Origin of the sequence: Synechococcus sp. LTW-R (assembly GCF_014217875.1) — a bacterium.
Classification (GTDB): Bacteria; Cyanobacteriota; Cyanobacteriia; order PCC-6307; family Cyanobiaceae; genus Vulcanococcus.
In genome coordinates this window covers 555180-574689 of the sequence record NZ_CP059060.1, presented here as the reverse complement: position 1 = coordinate 574689, position 19510 = coordinate 555180, and the positions used below count along the sequence as shown (strand labels likewise).

Below are 19510 nucleotides of genomic sequence, written 5' to 3'. Positions count from 1 at the left end.
AGATCCCGACCAGTCTGCCGCGCCAGGGCCAGATTCAGCGGCTGGCCTTGCGAAGCAGCACAAGTCCGCCGCCAAGTCCGATCAGGACCGGCAGCCAGGCGGCAAAAAACGGATAGAGGGTGCCCTTGATGCCCAAGGAGCTGAAGATGAAGGACATCAAGTAGTAGCCAAAGATCAGCAGAACGCTGATCCCGAAACCCTGGCTGCGGCTGGTTCGAGAGTTCGGCCTCACCCCCAAGCTGCTGCCGATCAAGCCAAAGACCAGGCAGATCGCGGGGAAAGCAAATTTCTCTTGGATCCGGACCCGCAGGCGGCGGGCCTCCTTTTGGTCACCCGCCTGAACCAGAAGCGCTTCGGCTCGACGCGCCTGGGCCACGGTCATTTGGGCGGCATCGCTGGGGAGCATGCCCACGTCCTGCGGAGCCCGGGTGAAGGGGTAGTAGTAACTCGTGTAATTGGCCGATGTCGTGAAGTTGTTGGCCGCGTCGATATTCAGAATGCGGCCATTGCGGAACTCCCACATCGCCCGGTTCTCATCCCAGACCGCCGTATTCGCGGTCAGGACCTGCTGCTGATCCTCGCGGGAGAAATCGAGCAAGGTGACCACTTGCATTTCTCCGTTCTTGAACTCCTTCGCATAGAAGAGTTGGGTCAGTCCCTCACCGGCATTGCCCCCCGGTTCCTTGGGGGTGATCCGCCCGAAACGGGAATAGACAACGTTCTTGCCGGTTTGAGCGGAGAGGGCACGGCCGAGGGCGCTGTCGAGAACATTCGAGGCCGAATAGTTGGCGCTCGGGACGATGACGTCGTTAAAGACAAAGGTCAGCAGTGTCATCAGGGCCGCGAGCACCAAGGCGGGGACCACCATCCGCCAGGTCTTCACACCGATGCTGCGCAGGGCGGTCAATTCGCTACTGCCTGACAGACGGCTGAAGGCCAACAGGGTGGCCATCAGCGTCGCCATGGGGAACGACAGCACTAGGAACCCAGGCATGCGCAGGGCCAAGACCTTGCCAGCAGCCCAGAGCGGCAAGCCAGCCTCAGCCACCTTGCGGACCAACTCAAAGACGACACCCACGGAGAGGGAAACCGCGGTAAAGGCAGCGATGCCAAAGAGCAGCGGCCCCAACATCTCGGCGAACAGCCAGCGATCCAAGAGGGGAAGGCTGCGCCAGTGGCGTTGGAGTTTTTGGGACTGACGGCGCAGGGGCTCAGTCCAGGTCGGGGCGATCGTCACAGCCTGAAGTCCTCTCCGAGGTAGTGGCGGCGGACCAGGGGATCATTGGCCATCTCGCGGGACGGGCCGCTGGCCAGGATGCTCCCCTCCGTGAGGATGTAGGCACGATCAGTGATCGAGAGGGTCTCGCGGACGTTGTGGTCCGTAATCAGGACACCCATGCCCCGATCGCGCAACCCAGCAATCAACGCCTGCAGGTCCGCGACGGCCAAGGGATCCACACCTGCGAAGGGTTCGTCCAGCAGGAGGTACAGCGGTCCGCTCTCGCCGACGGCCAGGGCCCGGGCGACTTCGCAGCGGCGCCGTTCACCACCAGAGAGCTGGTAACCCAGGCGGTGCTGAAAGGGCTTGAGGTGGAAGTCCTCGACCAATTGCTCCACCCGCTCCCGCCGCTGCTGCTTGGGCGCTCCACTCTCCTGGAGGGCTAGCATCAGGTTGTCCTGGACGCTCAGGCTTCGGAACACGCTGGCTTCCTGGGGCAGGTAGCCGATCCCCAAGCGTGCACGTTCCGGCATGGAGAAGTCGGCGACGCAGGTGTCATCCATCGTCACCGCGCCGGAATCCGGGCGCAGCAGACCGGTGACGAGGTTGAAGGTCGTGGTTTTGCCTGCCCCGTTGGGACCGAGCAGACCCACCACCTCGCCAGGGTTGAGGTTGAGGCTGACCTCTTTAACCAACGGGCGACCGCCGATGTTTAAGGCGACGCGATCAAGAACCAAACTCATCGCTTCGCTGGCTCTGCGCTCGGAAGCGTCTGCAGGACGACGCGGCTGAAGACCTGCTGCCCCTTCGCCGGGATGGCCTGCATCCGCTCGCTATCGACCAGGTAGGTGACCTGTTCGGCCCGCAGCCAATTGCCGCCATCCTGAAGGATGTCGACGTCTCCGCTGAGGACAACGCGCCCCTCATTGCTGAAGTACTGGGCCTGGCGTGCGGTGGCCACCACGCGCTCATCGGGATAAACGATCCTGACGTTGCCAAGGGCCGTGATCACCCCCGTCTGCTGGTCCGCCTGCTGTTGATCCGATTCGATCGTGACCAAGCCGGTATTGATGCGCAGGGGTTTGGTGGGAAGGGGTTCGGCACCCTCCACCTCAACGACGGTGGTCTCCATCGACTCGACGCTGATGACTTCAGCACCCGGAACGGCGGACTGGGACCAAGCCGGCAGTGCCAAACAGCCCAGGCTGGCGGCCATGCTCAAAAGGCTGCACCGGCGGCGGGCACTGCTGCGATTTGCGGCCAAGCCCACTCATGCAACGCAAGAGCAACCATCGTATCGCCGTGCAGCTGGACTCCTCCCTAGGAATCAGCAGAGATGACGGTGAGCTTGGGGAGAGGAAGATCCGTGAGCGAGCGGTTCTCGTGCAGGGCTAAGAGACGGTCGCGGGCGGTTTCACGCAGGGGATCGAGGGCAAGGTTGAACTGCACCGCCCCAGCACCCTGCAGGCGACCGAGTCCCTCACCCAGGAGGACCATCGCCCCCCTCTGATTGCCGCGGTCCAAGTGGTGGTGGGCCACCGCGATTTGGAGAATGCCCTGCAGGGTCCGCCGGCAAGGGCCCTGGGTTTCATGCCAGAGCGCTTCGAAACCGTCGTGGCAGGCATACCACTCACCGGCATTAAAAAGCCTGACGGCTTCCCCGAGTCGGGGATCGCACGTCAGGCTGGCTTCCTCTGGATCGAGGTGATCGCTCAACGCTTCGCCGGCTTCTTGGCGGGCAATTTGCGCAGTCGAATCGATTCGGGAGTGACCTCAAGCATCTCGTCGGGACCGATGTACTCCAGGGCCCGCTCCAGGGTCATCTGCATCGGGGCTTGGAGGGTATCGAGTTCCTCTGCACCGGCCGAGCGCATGTTGGTGAGCTGCTTCGTCTTGCAGACGTTCAGATCGAGGTCCTGGGGACGGTTGTTTTCACCGACGATCATGCCCTTGTAGACCTTCGTGCCGGGGCTGATGAAGAACTGGCCGCGATCTTCGGCGTTCTTCAGGGCATAGAAGGTGGCGGTGCCTTCCTCGAAGGCAATCAGGACACCGTTGCGGCGGGTGTCGAACTCACCCTGCATCGGGCGGTAGTCGAGGAAGGAGTGGCTCATGATCCCCTCGCCCCGGGTGGCGCGGATGAAATCACCGCGGAAACCGATCAGGCCACGGGAGGGCACCACGAACTCGAGCTGGGTGCGGCCGTCATTCGTATTTTCCATGTTCTGCATCTCGGCCTTGCGGACGCCGAGCTTCTCGATGCAGGCACCAACGGACTCCTCGGGAACATCGAGCACGAGGGTCTCGTAGGGCTCTGAGGGAGTGCCATCGATGGTGCGGAAGATCACCTGGGGCTGAGACACCTGGAACTCATAGCCCTCGCGGCGCATGGTCTCGATCAGGATGCCCAGGTGAAGCTCACCACGGCCGCTCACAGCCCAGCGGTCAGGGGAATCGGTGTCTTCAACCCGCAGGGCGACGTTGGTCAGGAGCTCCTTGTTCAGGCGATCACGCACCTGACGGCTGGTGACGAACTTGCCTTCCTTGCCCGCGAAGGGGGAGTCGTTGACCACAAAGGTCATCTGCAAGGTGGGCTCATCCACCTTGATCAGGGGCAGGGCCTGGGGCTCGTCGGGGCAAGCAATCGTTTCGCCGATGTTCACCTCGTCGAAACCGCAGACGGCGACCAGGTCACCGGCGCGGGCTTCTTCCACCTCGACGCGTTGGAGGCCCTGGAAACCGAGCAACTTGCTGATGCGACCGCGCTTGACGCTGCCGTCGTCACGCAACAGAGCAACGGGCTGGTTGCCTTTGATCGTGCCGTTATGGATCCGACCGATCATGATCCGGCCGAGGAAATCGCTGTAGTCGAGGGTGGTCACCTGCAGCTGCAGGGGCTTCTCGGGATCGCCGACCGGCGGCGGGACGTGGCGAAGGATCGCGTCGAAGAGGGGACGCATGTCCTCGCTCTCGGTCTTCATGTCGGGCTTGGCGTAGCCGCCCATGCCGCTACCGAACAGGTAGGGGAAGTCGCACTGGTCGTCGTCAGCACCGAGTTCCAAGAACAGGTCCAAGACCTTGTCGACGGCCTGCTCGGGGTCAACGCGGGCGCGGTCAATCTTGTTGACGAAGACGATCGGCCTGAGACCCTTTTCAAGGGCCTTTTTCAACACAAAACGGGTCTGGGGCATCGGCCCCTCGTTGGCGTCCACGATCAGCAGACAGCCATCGACCATGCCGAGGACCCGTTCCACCTCACCGCCGAAGTCGGCGTGACCAGGGGTGTCCACGATGTTGATGCGGATCCCCTCGTAGTCCACCGCGGTGTTCTTGGAGAGGATCGTGATGCCACGCTCACGCTCCAGGTCGTTGGAGTCCATCACGCAGGTGGGGACGGCCTCGTTGTCGCGGAAGATGCCCGATTGCGCCAGCAGGGCATCCACCAGAGTGGTTTTGCCGTGGTCGACGTGGGCAATGATCGCGATATTGCGAATCGGTGTTCCGGGATGCTCGCCGCTCATGGATTGGGCTCGAGGGAGGAGGTCAGGGATGGTCTGGCTGGAGCACGCCGCAGCTCGAGCTAGCGGCCGCAACGCTCAACTCAGGAGCAGGCGTTGGCGTGGGAACGGTGGCTGAAACCCATGGGCAAGGTCGAAGGAATGAACCTGATCGAACAAAGCCGGTATCTCTTGCAGCGTGGCTGATGTGTTGAGAGCGTTCGTGACGAACGACCACACACCAAAACCAAAGAACCCTTCGGTGCGTTAACGCAATCTATCCCAGCAACACACCCGGGATTTCCACCGTCAGTGACGTTCCGAGAGGGTTCCGCGGGTGACCCCGAGTCGGCTCTCGAGCTGCTCGCTCTGCCAGACCATCCGGCCGCTGATCTCTCCGTTGAGGGCCTGGCGGTAAAGACCAACTCGGCGCTCAGTGTCGGCCGGGCTCTCCTGCAGCAATTCGAGCCTGAAATGGCGTACGCCGGCCACCAGGAACTGGGGGATGGCTTCCGCGGCGGTCTGGGCACGCCCGTTGAAGAGGGTGTTCCGGCAGCCCAGGTCGGCGCGCAGCGGATGTTCCGCACCACTGCGGTCCCGCAGGAGCACCTGGTGTTGCTCGCAGGGGCGGCCGCAATCGGTGTGGTCATGGCCCTCCGAGAGGAACGCGCAGAACAGGCAATGCTCCATGTGAAAGAGGGGCATGTGCTGGTGCAGCGTCAGTTCAAGGGCATCGCGTGGACAGGCGGCAACAAGGGCCAGCAACTGATCCAAAGCAAGGTCGTAGCTGGCCGTGAGACGCTCCAAACCCCAGCGCTTCAGCAGCCAACGTGCCGTGAGCGGGTTGGCCACGTTTAAGGAGAAATCTCCCTGACAGGGGGCCAGGGGCGTCAGACGCTCCAACTGATCAATGTTGCGAACCAAATAGCCATCGGGCTCGGCCCGAATGAGCGGCTCCAGGCTCCAGGCCTCATCGGGCCTGCAGATCCGCTGACCCGCCAACCAGAGTCCACCCGGCCAACAGCCCTTGCCGCGCTTGACGGCTTCCCGCAGCTGCGCTGGATGCTCCAGGTCAACGATCACCCGATCAACAGGCAGGGCTTTGAGCGCCTCCAGCTGCTCGAGGTCACGCACCACGACGGTTAAGTGCGGCTCTTGCTGGCTGGGCTCAACGGCCGCCGGCATGAGTTCTTCAAGGGTCTGCAGCACAGAACGCTGCTCTGGCTCTATGGAGCGAGAAACGTCCGTGTTCCCTTGAAGATCGAGCTGATCCACCAAGGCGCGACGCAGCTGATTCAGTTGGGCAACGGGTAGAAACAACGCCTCGTCGAGTTGCAACTCCAGCCGGTCCAGGCGCCAGGGGGTCCCGCCGAGGCGCCCGAGTTGCTGCTCCAGCCTCTCCCGGGTGAGGGCCTGACCTTGGGCGGGCTCCAACGGCTGCTGGCTGAGCACCGTGCAGCCCTCGACCGGCAGCCCAGCGGCGCTCAGGACGTCCAAACGGAGGGGTTCGCCCGAGGAACCTGAGACCCTCAGGGCCAGGGGACAGCGCAGCTCCTCAGCAGCGCGATCCGCCATGCGCTGGAAGCGACTCTCCCGCTGGGGGTCGCTGGTCAACCAACAGGGACTGCCCGAGCGCAAGCCCCGTAGATCCAACCGCTTCGGTCCCAGCCGCACAGCGCAACCACCGCGGGGCCGCGGTTCCACCGCCATCACCCGGCCGCCGACTTCCTGGGGAGGCAAGAGGGGATCGGGATTGGGAATCTCGAGCACCACTCCATCTCCGGGTTTGCACTCCAGGCGACGCCTGAACAGCAGCCAATCCCCATCCACGCGCTCCAAACGGCCGAGCCAGGGACCCCGTTTTTTGCTCCAGCGGCCGTGGACCAGCTGACGGTGATCAATGCCGGCCAACCAGCCCGTACTCAGACCCCGCGAAAAGCTCAGTTCAAGGTTGCGGCGCAGCTCCACTTGCTCGTCCGGCGAGACCGGTCCGCGTTCTCCCGAAAGCTGATCGAGCCCTTGGCGATAGGCGTCCGTCACCGCGGCGACGTAAGTGGCGTCCTTAAGCCGCCCTTCAATCTTGAGGCTGGCAACCCCGGCATCCACCAGGTCCGGAAGCAGCTCCCAGGCGGCCAAATCCTGCGGAGACAGCAGATAACGCCGCTCGCCGAGGTCGAGCTCCTCGCCATCCACGATCAATTCGTAGGGGAGGCGGCAGGCCTGGGCACATTCGCCGCGATTGGCGCTCCGCTGGCCCAGGGCTTCGCTGGTCAGGCATTGGCCGGAATAGGCCACACAGAGGGCGCCATGGACGAAAACCTCCAAAGGCATCTCGATCTGGCGTTGGCGCAGCTGCTCCTGGATGCGCCGCAGGTCCTTCAGGCTCAGCTCACGGGCGAGGACCACCCGCTGGCAGCCGAGCTCCTGAGCCATCGCGACACCAGCCGCACTGGTGATGGACATCTGCGTCGAGCCATGGATGGCCAGCTCAGGCGTGAGCGCTTGGGCCAGGGCCGCCAGACCGATGTCTTGAACGATCAGGGCATCGACGCCGGCAGCATCGGCGGCCAGGAGCAGCTCTGCAGCGCGGCTGAGCTCATCGGTGAAGACGAGGACATTGAAAGTCAGGAAACCTTTCAGGCCGCGGCGGTGCAGCCAAGCCATCACCTCCGGGAGATCGGCGACCTTGAAGTTCTCGGCCCGGAGGCGGGCATTGAAGGTCTCGACACCGAAGTAGACGGCGTCCGCTCCATTGGCTGCGGCGGCTTTCAGGGACTCCCAGCAGCCCGCCGGTGCCAGCAATTCCGGCCGTGCGGCCTCAGCCATGGATCAACCCCATCGATTAATCCGAAAAACGTCCAGCTGCATCAAAGGTTTTGAGGGCATCAGCGGAACCCTCAAAACGCCAGTGCCAGGGCTCGTAGCTCACGCCCTGCCGGTTCTCTTCAGGGAACGAGAGCACGAAGTGGAAACGATTGGCATTGCGCTTGAGCCAGGCATAGGACTCGGTGCTGTCGAAACTCTGGGACAGATGGGTCTCGGGGCGACGGCCATCGCCGAAGTCAACGGCATAGCCAGTGCTGTGCTCAGAAAAGCCCGGAGGCGCACTCACCCGGGCCCGCTCCCGGGCACTTTGGTTGCGCTCCGATTTGACGTCGAAGAAAATCTGTTTTTGCAGCGCAATCGAACGGAACGCGCTGAGAACCCTGAGGTCCACGCCCTCAGCATCCGCAGCGCGGCGCATCTGACGCAGGGCGTCGGCGGCCTGCGTATTGAGTGCCACGCCGGGACCAATGCTGATTAATTCAGCATCGTTCGCTTCGGGATAGGGAAAGTGGCCCAACAGCCGTCCATCAGAGCTCAGCCGGGCACTGAGGCCTGCAACGGGAACGGGAGCCAGACGCTCAAGGATCGGAGCCCTGAGGGCGTACAGCGCAGAGGCCACAACCACGAGCGCTCCACCGGCGCTCGCCAAGGCGACGGGAGTGCGGCGTTTGCGCTGAAGGGTGGGGGAGACGGTGCGCGTGGCGAGAGGAATGTCGTCCACCACAGCGGGGTGAGCGCCGCCCTTGCTTGAGCCCGCCCTGGAGGTACTGGTCTGACGACCGGGGCTAGGCAAGCGAAAACTCCCGTTGGAACTGGGGTTATGTGATGTTACGAGCTCATGCTGGAGATGCCAGCGGTTGCCCATCAAGCGGTGTTAGCTTCGCCTCAACATCCTTCTGGCGGAGCGGGTTTCAAGATGTTGCGAGTCGCGGTGGTGGGCGGCGGCCCGAGTGGTTCGTGTGCTGCGGAAGTTCTGGCGAAGGCGGGCATCGAGACCTGGATCTTTGAGCGCAAGCTCGATAACGCCAAACCCTGTGGTGGTGCGATCCCCCTCTGCATGGTTGCTGAGTTCGACCTGCCTGAGTCGATCATCGACCGCAAGGTCCGCAACATGAAGATGATCTCCCCCTCGAACCGCGAGGTGGACATCAATCTCGATAACGAGAACGAGTACATCGGCATGTGCCGCCGGGAGGTCATGGATGCCTTCCTGCGCGACCGTGCCGCCGAACTGGGTGCGCACCTGGTGAATGGCCTGGTCACCAAGATCGACACCGGTGCCAAGCGCCAAGGGCCGTACACCCTCACTTATTCCGACTACAGCGAAGGAGAGGCCACGGGCGAAACCAAGAGCCTTGAGGTAGACCTGATCATTGGCGCCGACGGTGCCAACAGCCGCGTGGCCAAGGCGATGGACGCTGGCAATTACAACGTGGCGATCGCCTTCCAGGAGCGCATCAAGCTCCCCGCGGAGGAGATGAAGTACTACGAGAGCCTCGCCGAGATGTACGTGGGCACGGACGTGTCCCCCGACTTCTACGCCTGGGTGTTCCCCAAGTACGACCACGTGGCGGTCGGCACCGGAACCATGCAGGAGAACCAGGCCCTGATCAAGAGCCTGCAGGAAGGCATCCGTGAGCGGGCCAAGAAGCGCCTGGTCAACGGTGAGGTGATCAAGGTGGAAGCTCACCCCATTCCCGAGCATCCCCGTCCCCGCCGTGTGGTGGGCCGCATGGCCCTGGTGGGTGACGCCGCTGGCTACGTGACCAAGAGCTCCGGCGAAGGCATCTATTTCGCCGCCAAGAGCGGTCGGATGTGCGCCGAACAGATCGTCGAAGCGAGCCAGAACGGCCAGCGTGTCCCGAGCGAAGCAGACCTGAAGAAGTACCTGAAGAAGTGGGACCGCCAATACGGCGCCACCTACAAGGTGCTCGAAATCCTTCAGAACATCTTCTATCGCAACGACGCGGCCCGCGAAGCCTTCGTCGAAATGTGCGACGACAAGGACGTTCAGCGCTTGACCTTCGACAGCTACCTCTACAAACGGGTGGTGGCGATGAACCCCTGGCAGCAGCTCAAACTCACCCTGCTGACCCTTGGCTCTGTCCTCCGCGGCAACGCCCTCGCACCCCAGGGCTACAAACCCGTTCCCAGCGCCGTCCGCGAAGACGGTGAGGTCAACGCCATGCTGGCGGTCAGCACCATCAAGGGTGGGATCCGCGTCGGCAACCAGAAGGCCAAAGCGACTGCAGAACGCGAACCGGCCCTCACCAGCAAATAAGGGATTTCGCTGAGATTACAAAAGGCAGTGGTTCATCCACTACCTTTTTTTGTGCCCACAGCCAAGGCACTGTTGATCAACCTTCAGCGGGTTGCTGCGGCCAGCGCTTCATCAATACTGACCAGTTCCTCTGCGTCGGAGTCCCAAAGAATCAGATCAAAACAGCGCGGAATATCTCTCAGGCTCAAGTAGGTACAGCCCTTGAGAAGATCGGCATGCAAACGGTGGCATTCCCTGAGCTTGTAGTTGGGGATCCGCTCGCAGAGATGGTGAACCGAGTGGAAGGCAATATCAGCGGTGAACCAGTTGAGCACTTCAGGCAAAACAAGATTGCTGCTGCCGTCGATCGCCCCTTTGAAGTAACTCCAGCCCCGGGTACCACTGGTGTAGGAACCCCTGAAATTGTGCTGGACAAAGAAGACACAGATGAACATGGCCGCGGAACAGGCCATGACCACGGAGTAGCAACTCACAAAGAGTCCTAGCCCAAGCCAGGCCGCCATCAGGTACCAGCTGGTAACCACAACAATGTTGTTAGACAAGAGGTCCAACCACTCGCCGGTTGTGTACCAGTGGCTTGACTTGAAGGTCAGCACAAAGCGTTTCCAGGCTTGGAAACCACTGCGCGGCGATGCCATGGCGTGCTTCAGGGCCGCGCCAAAGAACTCAGCCATCCCAAGCAACAGCTGCAGCCTTGGGCGAATCACCAGGTAGAAGAAGCCACCGGGGAACAACATCAACGGGTGGCGGATCAGGCGATAACGCCACTGCGCCGCGGGGGACAGACGCAGAAACTGCTCAACGGTCAACAGCGAGGACGGTCCCCGGTAGACCTCCCAATTGCCGTTGTGCTTGTGGTGAAACGCATGGCCCCGGGACCAGGGAAATTGCGGGATGGCATTCAGGCAACCCAGGGCAAAGCCCGTGATCCGATTGCCGAGCGACGACGACCACAGCGTGTTGTGACCGCAGTCGTGCATCAACGAGAAGCTGCGGGCCGAAAACAGCAACAGTGCGAGCAAAACCGGAACCATGAGCCAACGCAGAGCAGGCTCAGCGGCAAGGACAGGGATGGATGCCCAGAGCAGCGCGATAGGAACCAACGTCACCGTCAGTTGCCACAAAGCCCTGGCATCACTGGATTGCCGGAACGGAGCGAGGGAAAAATCGCCGCGACTTAAGGGCTGATTCCGTTCAACGGATCGGTTCAGTGTCGTCAGCTGATTGCCCGCTCGATTCGTAACAGGCTAGGCCTTCTGCCTCAGCCGCTGATGCGGCTGAAGTCGGCCAAGACCGAAGCCTGGTTGTTGAGAACACCAAGCAAATTGAGGCGGTTGGTGCGAACGGCTGGATCCTCAGCCATCACCATCACGCTGTCATCGCCATCGAAGAAATTGGCCAGGGCCGAGGATCCGGCGATCAAGCCTTGGGCCAATTGGCCGTAGCGATCAAGATCCGATCCCGTCGCGATGGGCTCCAAGCCATTGAGGACCTCCAGCATGGCCGCTTCGCTGCCCTTCTCAAAGAGGTTGTCGTCCACAACCATTTGGGCAGAGAGGACGCTCGTGGGCAGGTCGCCCTTCGTGGCCAACTTGGCCGCACGGGTGACCACGGCCTGCACGGCCGCCAGGTCACCGGCGGAGCGCAGGGTTCGGAGCAAGGCAGCCCTCTGACGGGCATCGCCCGGATCCGCCAGGACACGGGTCAAGGACACACCGTCACCAGCGACGGCCTGAACCAGATCAGCATCGGTGCCGGCCTCCTCCAGCAAGCTCTGCAGGCGTTGACGCAACAGCTCGCCCAGCTCATCCGCCAAGGCCGAGGCATCGACCTTGAAGGCAGGCAGCAGCCCCGCCCAATGGCTGGTGGCGCGCTCCAGCAGGGTCTGGAGGTTCAGGCTCCATCCCTGATCCCAGAGGATCTGAAGAATCCCATTGCCAGCCCGGCGAAGGGCGTAGGGGTCCGACGAACCCGTCGGGCGCTCACCCTTCGCGTAGATGCTCAAGAGCAGCTCGAGGCGTTCCGCCAAGGCCACGACGGCACCAGCGACGGAGCTGGGCAGGACATCGCCGGCGCCCTTGGGCTGATAGTGCTCGAGAACAGCCAGGGCCACTTCCCTGGGCTCCCCTTCGGCGAGCAGGTACTTGCCGCCCATAACCCCCTGAAGCTCAGGGAACTCACCAACCATCTGACTGACCAGATCGTGCTTACAGAGATGGGCCGCACGACGGGCATGGGCGACGGAGTCCTGCGGCAGCTCAAGCTGCTCGGCGAGAACGTCGGTGAGCCACTCCAGGCGTTCCACCCGATCGAGAAGGGAGCCCAACCCTTCGGCGAAGGTCACCCGCTGGAGTTGATCGCGGCGGTCGATGCTGGGGACCGCCCGATCGGCCTGGACAAAGAACTCAGCATCGGCCAGTCGTGCCTTCAAGACGCGTTCATTCCCGCGTCGAACGGTGTCGGTGGCGTCCGCCAGACCGTTGCCGATGCAGAGGAAACGTGCCAACAGGCTCTTCCGCGCGTCCAAGGCCAAGGGATCGGAATCCGCGTCCTTGCGGTAGAGCGGCACGTAGCGCTGATGGGCACGCATGACGGTGCTCAGCACTTCCGCGGGCAGGGCGAGGTAGTGGTCGGCGACGCTGCCCTCGATCAAGAGGGGGGTCTCGACCAGATCCGTCAGCTCCTCGAACAACTCGCCCGGAAGGTCGGGGACCGCATCCAAGGCAGCAGCACTGGTCTCCACGGCTGTGCGAATCGTTGATGCACGCTCACTGCGGTTCACAACGACACCTGCAGCAGCCAGGGCGGAGGCGTAATCGTCGGCGGACGGGATCGCCACAGCGTCGCTGTAGAGACGGTGACCACGGCTGGTCTGCCCGGACTGCACCACCGGGTCACTGCCGGAGAGGGTGACGGGGATCAGCTCGGTCCCCAGCAAAGCCACCAACCAGCGAACCGGGCGGGAGAAGCGGCTCTCCCCGACGCCCCAACGCATGAAGCGGCGGCCCTGCAGGGCGGAAATCCACTGGGGAATGACCTCAGCCAACAGTTCACGGGCGGGACGCCCCTTCTCCAGCACCTCAGCGAAGACAAAGGGACCCTTGGGGGTCTCGCGCACCTCGAGATCTGCGGGGTCGATCCCGCAGCGCTTGGCAAAACCAATGGCGGCCTGGGTGGGGACCCCGTCCTTAAACGCTTGGGCAGCCGGAGGCCCCTTGCGCTCGTCGCGGAGGTCCGGGGACACATCTGCGAGATCGGCCACCTGAACCACGAGGCGGCGCGGGGTGCTGGTGGTCTCCACCTGACGAAAGCTCAGTCGAGCCGCCTCCAGATCACGCTTGACCTGCTGCTCCAGTTGCGGCAAGGCGAGGCGGGCGAAATCCGCGGGCAACTCCTCAGTCCCGATCTCAAGCAGAAAGGTGGACACGGAGCGGGGGGCCTCGACAGCCGCTCAGCTTATTGAAACGGCCCCAGTCCCAAGCCAGATCGGCGCTTCGCTACCTTCGAAGCAGAAGAAGAACCTGGTGCGTGAGCGTGTCCGTAGGGCAGTCCGTAGAGCAAAACAGCCCTGAGGAACGGACGTTTTCCCCTTCAATCGCCACTGGAGCAGTGCGCACCAAGTTTGAGCAGCTCAAGGCCGACAGCGACTATCTCAAGGATCCTCTGGCTGCCGAGCTCAAGAACGACCTCAGCCATTTCAGCGAAGGTGCCGTCCAGCTGCTGAAGTTCCACGGCAGCTATCAGCAGGACAACCGCGAAAACCGCCAGAAGGGACAAGAGAAGGACTGGCAAATGATGCTGCGCTTGCGCAGCCCTGCCGGACGCATCTCCACCGGCCTCTATCTGGCCATGGATGAGTTGGCGGATCGCCTGGGGAACGGAACCCTGAGGGCCACGACCCGTCAGGCCTTCCAGATGCACGGCATCCGAAAGGACAACCTCAAGGAGGTCATCGGCACCATCCTTCGCTCGATGGGCTCCACCCTGGCCGCCTGCGGCGATATCAACCGGAACGTCATGGCTCCGGCTGCACCCTTTGAAAAGGGTGGGTATCCAGCAGCCCGTCAGTTGGCCAATGACATTGCTGATGTCCTGAGTCCCCAAGCGGCCGAGGGCAGTTACCTCGACCTCTGGGTCGACGGGGATCTCAGCTATCGGATCAAGCCCACCCGGGCGGTGAAGAAGGCCCGTTCACGCCAGCAGGAAGGTGGGGTCTTCAGCGGTGATGCCAACGAACCCCTCTACGGAGGCACGTACCTCCCGCGCAAATTCAAGGTGGCCGTCACGGTCCCGGGCGATAACTCCGTTGACCTTCTCACCCAGGACATTGGCCTAGTGGCCTTTGCCGACGCCAATGGCGAACTGAGGGGCTGCAATGTCTATGTGGGTGGTGGCATGGGCCGCACCCACAACAAAGAGGAAACCTTCGCCCGCACCGCTGATCCCCTGGGCTATGTGGCAGCGGAGCACATCTTTGACTTGGTGCAGGCGATCCTTGCCCTGCAGCGGGATCACGGTGACCGCAGCAACCGGCGGCACGCCCGTCTGAAGTACTTGATCCACGACCAAGGCATTCGCTGGTTCAAGCAAGAACTCAATGCCAAGTACTTCTCCCACCCCATCAAGGGCCTGCGGGTTGAGCCCAAGGCCAAGCTGGAGGACTACCTGGGCTGGCACCGCATCAGTGCAGGCAAATGGTTCGTTGGTATTCCGCTGCTGTGCGGCCGTCTGTCCGGTGACCTCAAGCGCGGTTTGCGCGAGCTGGTGGAGACCTACCAACTGGAAATTCGGTTAACCCCGAACCAAGACCTCTTGCTGTGCAACATCGGGACGGCTCAACGCGCCGCGGTCAAGGACGCCTTGAGCAGCCTTGGCGTTGACACCCCCGATGCTCCAGATCTGCTGGCCCGCCATGCCATTGCCTGTCCGGCGTTGCCCCTGTGCGGTCTCGCGGTCACCGAAGCCGAACGCATCCTTCCGGAGGTGTTGGAGCGTCTCGATGCACAGCTGCGACGCCTTGAGATTGAGAAATCAATCCTGGTGCGCATGACCGGCTGCCCGAATGGTTGTGCCCGCCCCTACATGGCGGAGCTGGGGCTGGTCGGGGATGGCGTCAATCAGTACCAACTGTGGCTGGGGGGAACCCCAAACCTCAGCCGCCTGGCAGAGCCTTACCTCGAGCGCATGCCCCTGGACAAGCTTGAGAGCACGATCGAACCGCTCCTCAAGGGTTGGAAAGCGGCCGGTGGTCGCCGCAGCTTTGGTGACTACGTCGCCAAGCTCGGCCGCGAATCGGTCAAAGAGCTAGTCAATTCAGCCATCTAAGGAGCGGCCATAGACCGCCTGGGACTGGCCGCTGCGCCAGGCCCACAGCTGATCGCCATAGCTGAAGTGCCACCACTCGTTGGGGTGCTGCGCAAATCCCGCTGCCCCCATGGCATCGGCCAGCAGGCTGCGCCGCTGGTGCCACTCCAATGCCCGCTCACGGTCCGTGCCGTGCTGAGCGGTCTTGGCGACCGCGAGGTAGTGGTTGGGTTCTGAGACCACTCCAATGGCATCGATCTCCGAGCCCATATCGACGAGCTGTTGAGAGCGATCCAGCAAAGTCAGGTCGACGGCTCCGCCCGTGCTGTGGGGTGGTGGGGTCATCGGGTCCAAGCTGGGTGGAGCCCAAAAGCGTCCGACCTCTTCAATCACTGAACGGACTTCGGGGAGATCCTGATCGAGATCGAATCCCCTCGCTTCGCACTCCACGCGGATGGTGTAGTCGACCATGAAGCGCTGTACGGCGATCGGGCGCCAGGCATCAAAGATCGCCAGTCGGTAGCCAAGGCCTTGGGCCTGCAGCGTCTCTTGAGCCTGCAGGAGACGCTGGATCACACCACGGCGCAAGCGAAAGGGCGAGGCACCCGCGCCATAGGGAGCACCAACGGCGGCGTAGGGATGGGGCTCGATGCGGAAGAAGGCCTCGGGCAAAGGCTCGAGCAACTCAGCGCAATCGCTGATGGGAATCGCACTCCAAGGCCGTTGGGGCATCAGTTCAAACGGGCGGCTTGGGCGACCCGGTGTCGCTGGTCGTTCAGCACTTTGGCAAGACCGGGATGGTCCTCCAGATCCGGGTCCACCGAGACGATCTCCTGCGCGACCCGGCGGGCCTGCTCAAGCACCTCGCCATCGTCGGTCAAGCTGGCGAGGGCCAGATCGGGTAAGCCGCTCTGGCGCGTGCCCAGGACTTGACCAGGGCCGCGCAAGCGCAGGTCCATCTCAGCAATTTCGAACCCATCGTTCGAGCGCACCAACACTTCCAATCGCTGACGGGCTAGGGCATTGCGACTGTCATTCACCAGCAGGCAGTAGGACGCTGCCGCGCCCCGGCCAACCCGCCCCCGCAATTGGTGCAGCTGGGCCAGTCCAAAGCGATCGGCGTGGTCAATCACCATCACACTGGCCTCCGGCACATCCACACCCACCTCAACCACGGTGGTGCTGACCAGCACCTGGGTCTCGCCACTGGCAAAGGCCGTAATCGCCGCTTGCTTCTCCGCACTGGGCATGCGGCCATGCAGCAATCCGACTTGAAGGTTGGGGAAGACCTGCTCGCTGAGCTGCTGATGGACATCAACGGCAGAGCGCAGATCAAGCTTCTCCGATTCCTCCACCAGGGGCAGAACGACATAGGCCCGTTGGCCCAGGGCCACCTGCTCACGAATCAAGCTGTAGGCCTCATCCCGATCGGCAGCAGCCAGGAGGCTCGTGCGAATCGGTGTACGCCCGGGCGGCAATTCATCGATCTGGCTGACCTCCAGGTCACCGTGAATCGACAGGGCCAAGGTCCTGGGGATCGGCGTGGCCGTCATCGTCAACAGATGGGGCTGCAGTCCCTTGTCGAGCAGTCGGTTGCGCTGATGGACGCCAAAGCGATGTTGCTCGTCGACCACCACCAGACCCAACCGCTGAAACTGAACCGGGTCCTCCAAGAGCGCATGGGTGCCCACTAACATCTTCAAGCTGCCGTTGGCCAAATCCGACAGAAGTTCACGGCGCCGGCGCAGCGGTGTTGAACCGGTCAACAGGGCGCAGGTGACATGCAACTGCGGCAGCCACTCGCAGAGCTTGCGGTAGTGCTGTTCCGCGAGGACCTCAGTGGGGGCCATCAGGGCCCCCTGGCAGCCGGAATCAATAGCAGTGAGCAGCGCGGCGATGGCCACCACGGTCTTGCCACTGCCGACATCGCCTTGCACCAAACGGGCCATGGGTTGATCGCGGCAGAGGTCGGCGCGGATCTCCACCAGGACACGCTGTTGGGCCCCCGTCAGGGGAAAGGGCAACAGCTCGAGGAAGGCGTGCAGCAACGCGTCACCCTCCACCGCCAACGCGGGGGCCGGGCGATTGGTCAGCTGGCGGCGCCGTTGCAGCAGCCCGAGCTGCAGCAGGAGGAACTCGTCAAAGACCAAGCGATGGCGGGCCGCACTCAAGCTCACCTGGTTGCTGGGGCCGTGGATCTGGAGCAGGGCATCCGGCAGCGTCACCAGTCCTTCACGGGCCTGGATCGCCGCAGGCAGGGGATCCCCCCAATGGCGCGCGGCCGCCACCACGGGGCGCATCAGGTTTCGAAGCCGGTCGGCCGTTAAGCCCTCCGTCAGGCCGTAAACCGGAAGCAAGCGTCCAATCTGCTCACTGCGGACCGTTGCCGACGGGCTCTCGAGCACCTCCATTAAAGGGTCCTGAAAAGCCGGGCCATAGGGGGTCTCCTTGACCAGGCCGCTGATAGCCACGGAAGCACCCACGGGGTAATTGCGCTGCTGGGCCTTCAGCCAGGCGGGCGAACTGAAGCGTTTGCCCGCAAAGAATTTGGAGACGCGAATGCGGCCCGTGACATCGGCCAGATGCAACTCCAGGATTGAGAGGTTGGGGTTGCGGGGGCTGGTGAAGCTGTGGCTTCGGCGAACCGTCGCGACGATGGTGGCGGTCTTGCCTGGCTCGAGGCCCGCAATGCGGACCAAATTGGCGTAATCGAGGTAGTCCCGCGGGTAGTAGCGCACCAGGTCCCGGGCCAGCCAGAGGTCCAGGGATGCGAGCCGCGTTGCGCTTTTGGGGCCCACCCCGCGGACCTCACTCAATGGAGTCTCTGGGCGGATGACCTGGGCAGCCGCGGTGCTGCCCGTGGGGGGCGCCGGCACGACCCGAAGGCGGGGAGGGGCAACAGGCTGGACCGGCTGAACAGCCCGCTGGAGTTCGAAGAGGTACTGCCGACTGCGGCGAACCAAGCTCTGGCGGCGGGACTGGCTCAACTCCCCGTAGCGGGAAAAATCGCTGGACAACTCCCGGAGACCGGAAAAGCGCTGAACATCCAGCTCCTCCGGTGGGGTCGCCAAAGCCCGATGGAGAAACGCACTAAAGCGCTCCTTGCGCCCCAGCAAATCCTCAAAACCGCGGTCAGCCTCGAGCTGCAAGGCCTGTTGCAGAGGACGCAACCAGGCCTGGACCGCTAGGTGCGATCCGCCGCTGGATCCTGGGGTGGGGCACTGTCCTGGAACCACTGCTGCTCGGCCTCGAGGGCGCTGACCCGGCGCTGCCAGGTGCGATACCGCTTGGCCATTGTGCGCAATGTGCGGCGCCGCTGTTCGAGTCGCTGCCGGCACGTTCGCAAACGGGGCTGCTCAAACTCAAGATCACCGCTGCGCAGGAGCAGGGTCAGCACCTCAGTCGGGTCGCTGGCTGGTGCAACCGGATTCAGCGAAAGCGGCAGGGTCATCCGCAAGACGTTCGCGGGGGCAGGAAGAGCCTCCACTTGTCCATCCAGTACGGCATCCAAGAGGTTCAAGGGCAGCAGGCCTTGGGCCAGCCCGACCCGCATCATCTCGACGTTGATGGCGTGGGAGAGGTTGCGCAGGCGGCGGCGCAGCGCCCGATCGAAGTGCACCCACCAGCGCACCTGCAGCAGAGGGTCCTTCGGCAACTGCGAACGGGTGACCTCCACCGAGGCCGAAGCGAAGGGAGAGCCGCCACTGGTCTCCCCGTCGTCCTCCTCGTCCGAACTGTCCGGTGCAGCGGCGGAGAGGGTCTCCGAGGCCATCGTGAAGAGGGACTGCAGCAGCTCCAACTCCCCCTCAGGAGGGGCGGACTCTTGTGGTGGAGTTGTCTCCTCGCTGGGCCGCTGCTGTTGGCTCAGGGAGGGCAGACCGGGGACACCACTGTCGAAGAGCTCAGCCGCCAGCGGCAAATCCAGGCTCAAGTTGACCGATTGAGGCTCTGGGCTGGCTTCGAGGGGGGCTGGCTCATCGGCGGCCTCACGACCCTCCAGCATCGTTTGGAGGATCTTTTGCTGCTCCTGCAGCTGCCGGCTCTCCTGTTTGCGGGCCTGTTGGGCCGCCAGACCCATCACCTGCTCGACCGTCAACAGGGAGCAGGAGCGCTTGACCAAGCTCTGAAGGCGACGCTGAAAGGTCTCGCGGCGCTCAGGTGGCAACTGGTTGTAGCGCTCAGGGACCACCTGGGTGGCCAAATGAAAACAGGCCTGCTGCACGCTGTGCAACAGGCCATCGCGCAGGACCTGGAGGTACAAGGCCAAATCGCGGTAGAGGGCCGGGGTGAACTCCTCCTGCTGCTCAAGCAGCGAGAGGAGTTGCGCCTTGGCCTCGTCGAGGGATCGAACGTTGGAGTCCACCAACAGTGCGCTGAAAGGGG

The 19510-nt window shown here is 63.1% G+C and carries 14 protein-coding genes; 2 read left to right on the top strand and 12 right to left on the bottom strand.

The features are described 5' to 3' along the window. Positions 1-34: 34 nt before the first annotated feature. The 7 genes from H0O22_RS03280 to H0O22_RS03250 form a co-directional block, all read right to left on the bottom strand. Entirely contained in the window at positions 35-1237 is a 1203-nt protein-coding gene (locus H0O22_RS03280) for an LptF/LptG family permease (protein ID WP_185187602.1), read from the bottom strand. Further along, positions 1234-1962, bottom strand: a complete 729-nt coding sequence (lptB, locus tag H0O22_RS03275; protein ID WP_185187601.1) for an LPS export ABC transporter ATP-binding protein — start codon at positions 1960-1962, stop codon at positions 1234-1236. Before lptB ends, H0O22_RS03280 begins: the two co-directional genes overlap by 4 nt. Continuing rightward, entirely contained in the window at positions 1959-2435 is a 477-nt protein-coding gene (locus H0O22_RS03270) for an LptA/OstA family protein (RefSeq protein WP_255439441.1), read from the bottom strand. The genes lptB and H0O22_RS03270 overlap by 4 nt, the downstream gene beginning before the upstream one ends. A gap of 104 nt (positions 2436-2539) precedes the next feature. After that, positions 2540-2935: a DUF309 domain-containing protein gene (locus H0O22_RS03265; protein ID WP_185187599.1), complete on the bottom strand. Its 396-nt coding sequence runs from the start codon at positions 2933-2935 to the stop codon at positions 2540-2542. After that, complete coding sequence (gene typA, locus H0O22_RS03260) at positions 2932-4740, bottom strand: translational GTPase TypA (RefSeq protein WP_185187598.1); 1809 nt, start codon at positions 4738-4740, stop codon at positions 2932-2934. Before typA ends, H0O22_RS03265 begins: the two co-directional genes overlap by 4 nt. Before the next feature lie 285 nt (positions 4741-5025). Next, positions 5026-7542, bottom strand: coding sequence for a U32 family peptidase (locus tag H0O22_RS03255; protein WP_185187597.1), 2517 nt, complete (start codon positions 7540-7542; stop codon positions 5026-5028). Between the two features lie 16 nt (positions 7543-7558). Beyond that, positions 7559-8263, bottom strand: coding sequence for a D-alanyl-D-alanine carboxypeptidase family protein (locus H0O22_RS03250; protein WP_185188268.1), 705 nt, complete (start codon positions 8261-8263; stop codon positions 7559-7561). Between the two features lie 195 nt (positions 8264-8458). Here H0O22_RS03250 and chlP point away from each other — a divergent pair, with 195 nt between their 5' ends. Then, entirely contained in the window at positions 8459-9823 is a 1365-nt protein-coding gene (chlP, locus tag H0O22_RS03245) for a geranylgeranyl reductase (RefSeq protein WP_185187596.1), read from the top strand. 83 nt (positions 9824-9906) lie between these two features. On the opposite strand, the gene H0O22_RS03240 is transcribed toward chlP, so the two are convergent. Then, entirely contained in the window at positions 9907-10932 is a 1026-nt protein-coding gene (locus H0O22_RS03240) for a fatty acid desaturase (RefSeq protein WP_221625490.1), read from the bottom strand. A 152-nt stretch (positions 10933-11084) separates the two neighbouring features. Beyond that, positions 11085-13250 (bottom strand): glycine--tRNA ligase subunit beta, encoded by a 2166-nt coding sequence (gene glyS / locus H0O22_RS03235; protein WP_185187595.1) that lies wholly within the window; start codon positions 13248-13250, stop codon positions 11085-11087. Between the two features lie 182 nt (positions 13251-13432). On the opposite strand from glyS, the gene sir reads away from it, so the two are divergent. After that, positions 13433-15148 (top strand): sulfite reductase, ferredoxin dependent, encoded by a 1716-nt coding sequence (gene sir / locus H0O22_RS03230; RefSeq protein WP_255439440.1) that lies wholly within the window; start codon positions 13433-13435, stop codon positions 15146-15148. Here the strand turns inward: sir and H0O22_RS03225 are convergent. Genes H0O22_RS03225 through H0O22_RS03215 form a run of 3 tightly spaced genes read right to left on the bottom strand, consistent with a single transcriptional unit; the run spans position 15137 to position 19490 of the window. Beyond that, a complete protein-coding gene (locus H0O22_RS03225) occupies positions 15137-15859 on the bottom strand; it encodes a M15 family metallopeptidase (protein ID WP_185187594.1) in 723 nt (240 codons plus the stop codon). The two genes, sir and H0O22_RS03225, sit on opposite strands and share 12 nt — an antisense overlap. Beyond that, a complete protein-coding gene (gene recG, locus H0O22_RS03220) occupies positions 15859-18363 on the bottom strand; it encodes an ATP-dependent DNA helicase RecG (protein WP_370521470.1) in 2505 nt (834 codons plus the stop codon). The genes H0O22_RS03225 and recG overlap by 1 nt, the downstream gene beginning before the upstream one ends. Beyond that, complete coding sequence (locus H0O22_RS03215; RefSeq protein WP_255439439.1) at positions 18312-19490, bottom strand: hypothetical protein; 1179 nt, start codon at positions 19488-19490, stop codon at positions 18312-18314. Before H0O22_RS03215 ends, recG begins: the two co-directional genes overlap by 52 nt. Positions 19491-19510: the final 20 nt, after the last annotated feature.

Coding starts and splice junctions, on each gene's coding strand:
- H0O22_RS03225 (WP_185187594.1), bottom strand. CDS start 15,859: ATGCCCCAACGGCCTTGGAGTGCGATTCCCATCAGCGATTGCGCTGAG.
- H0O22_RS03270 (WP_255439441.1), bottom strand. CDS start 2,435: ATGGCCGCCAGCCTGGGCTGTTTGGCACTGCCGGCTTGGTCCCAGTCC.
- H0O22_RS03255 (WP_185187597.1), bottom strand. CDS start 7,542: ATGGCTGAGGCCGCACGGCCGGAATTGCTGGCACCGGCGGGCTGCTGG.
- typA (WP_185187598.1), bottom strand. CDS start 4,740: ATGAGCGGCGAGCATCCCGGAACACCGATTCGCAATATCGCGATCATT.
- lptB (WP_185187601.1), bottom strand. CDS start 1,962: ATGAGTTTGGTTCTTGATCGCGTCGCCTTAAACATCGGCGGTCGCCCG.
- chlP (WP_185187596.1), top strand. CDS start 8,459: ATGTTGCGAGTCGCGGTGGTGGGCGGCGGCCCGAGTGGTTCGTGTGCT.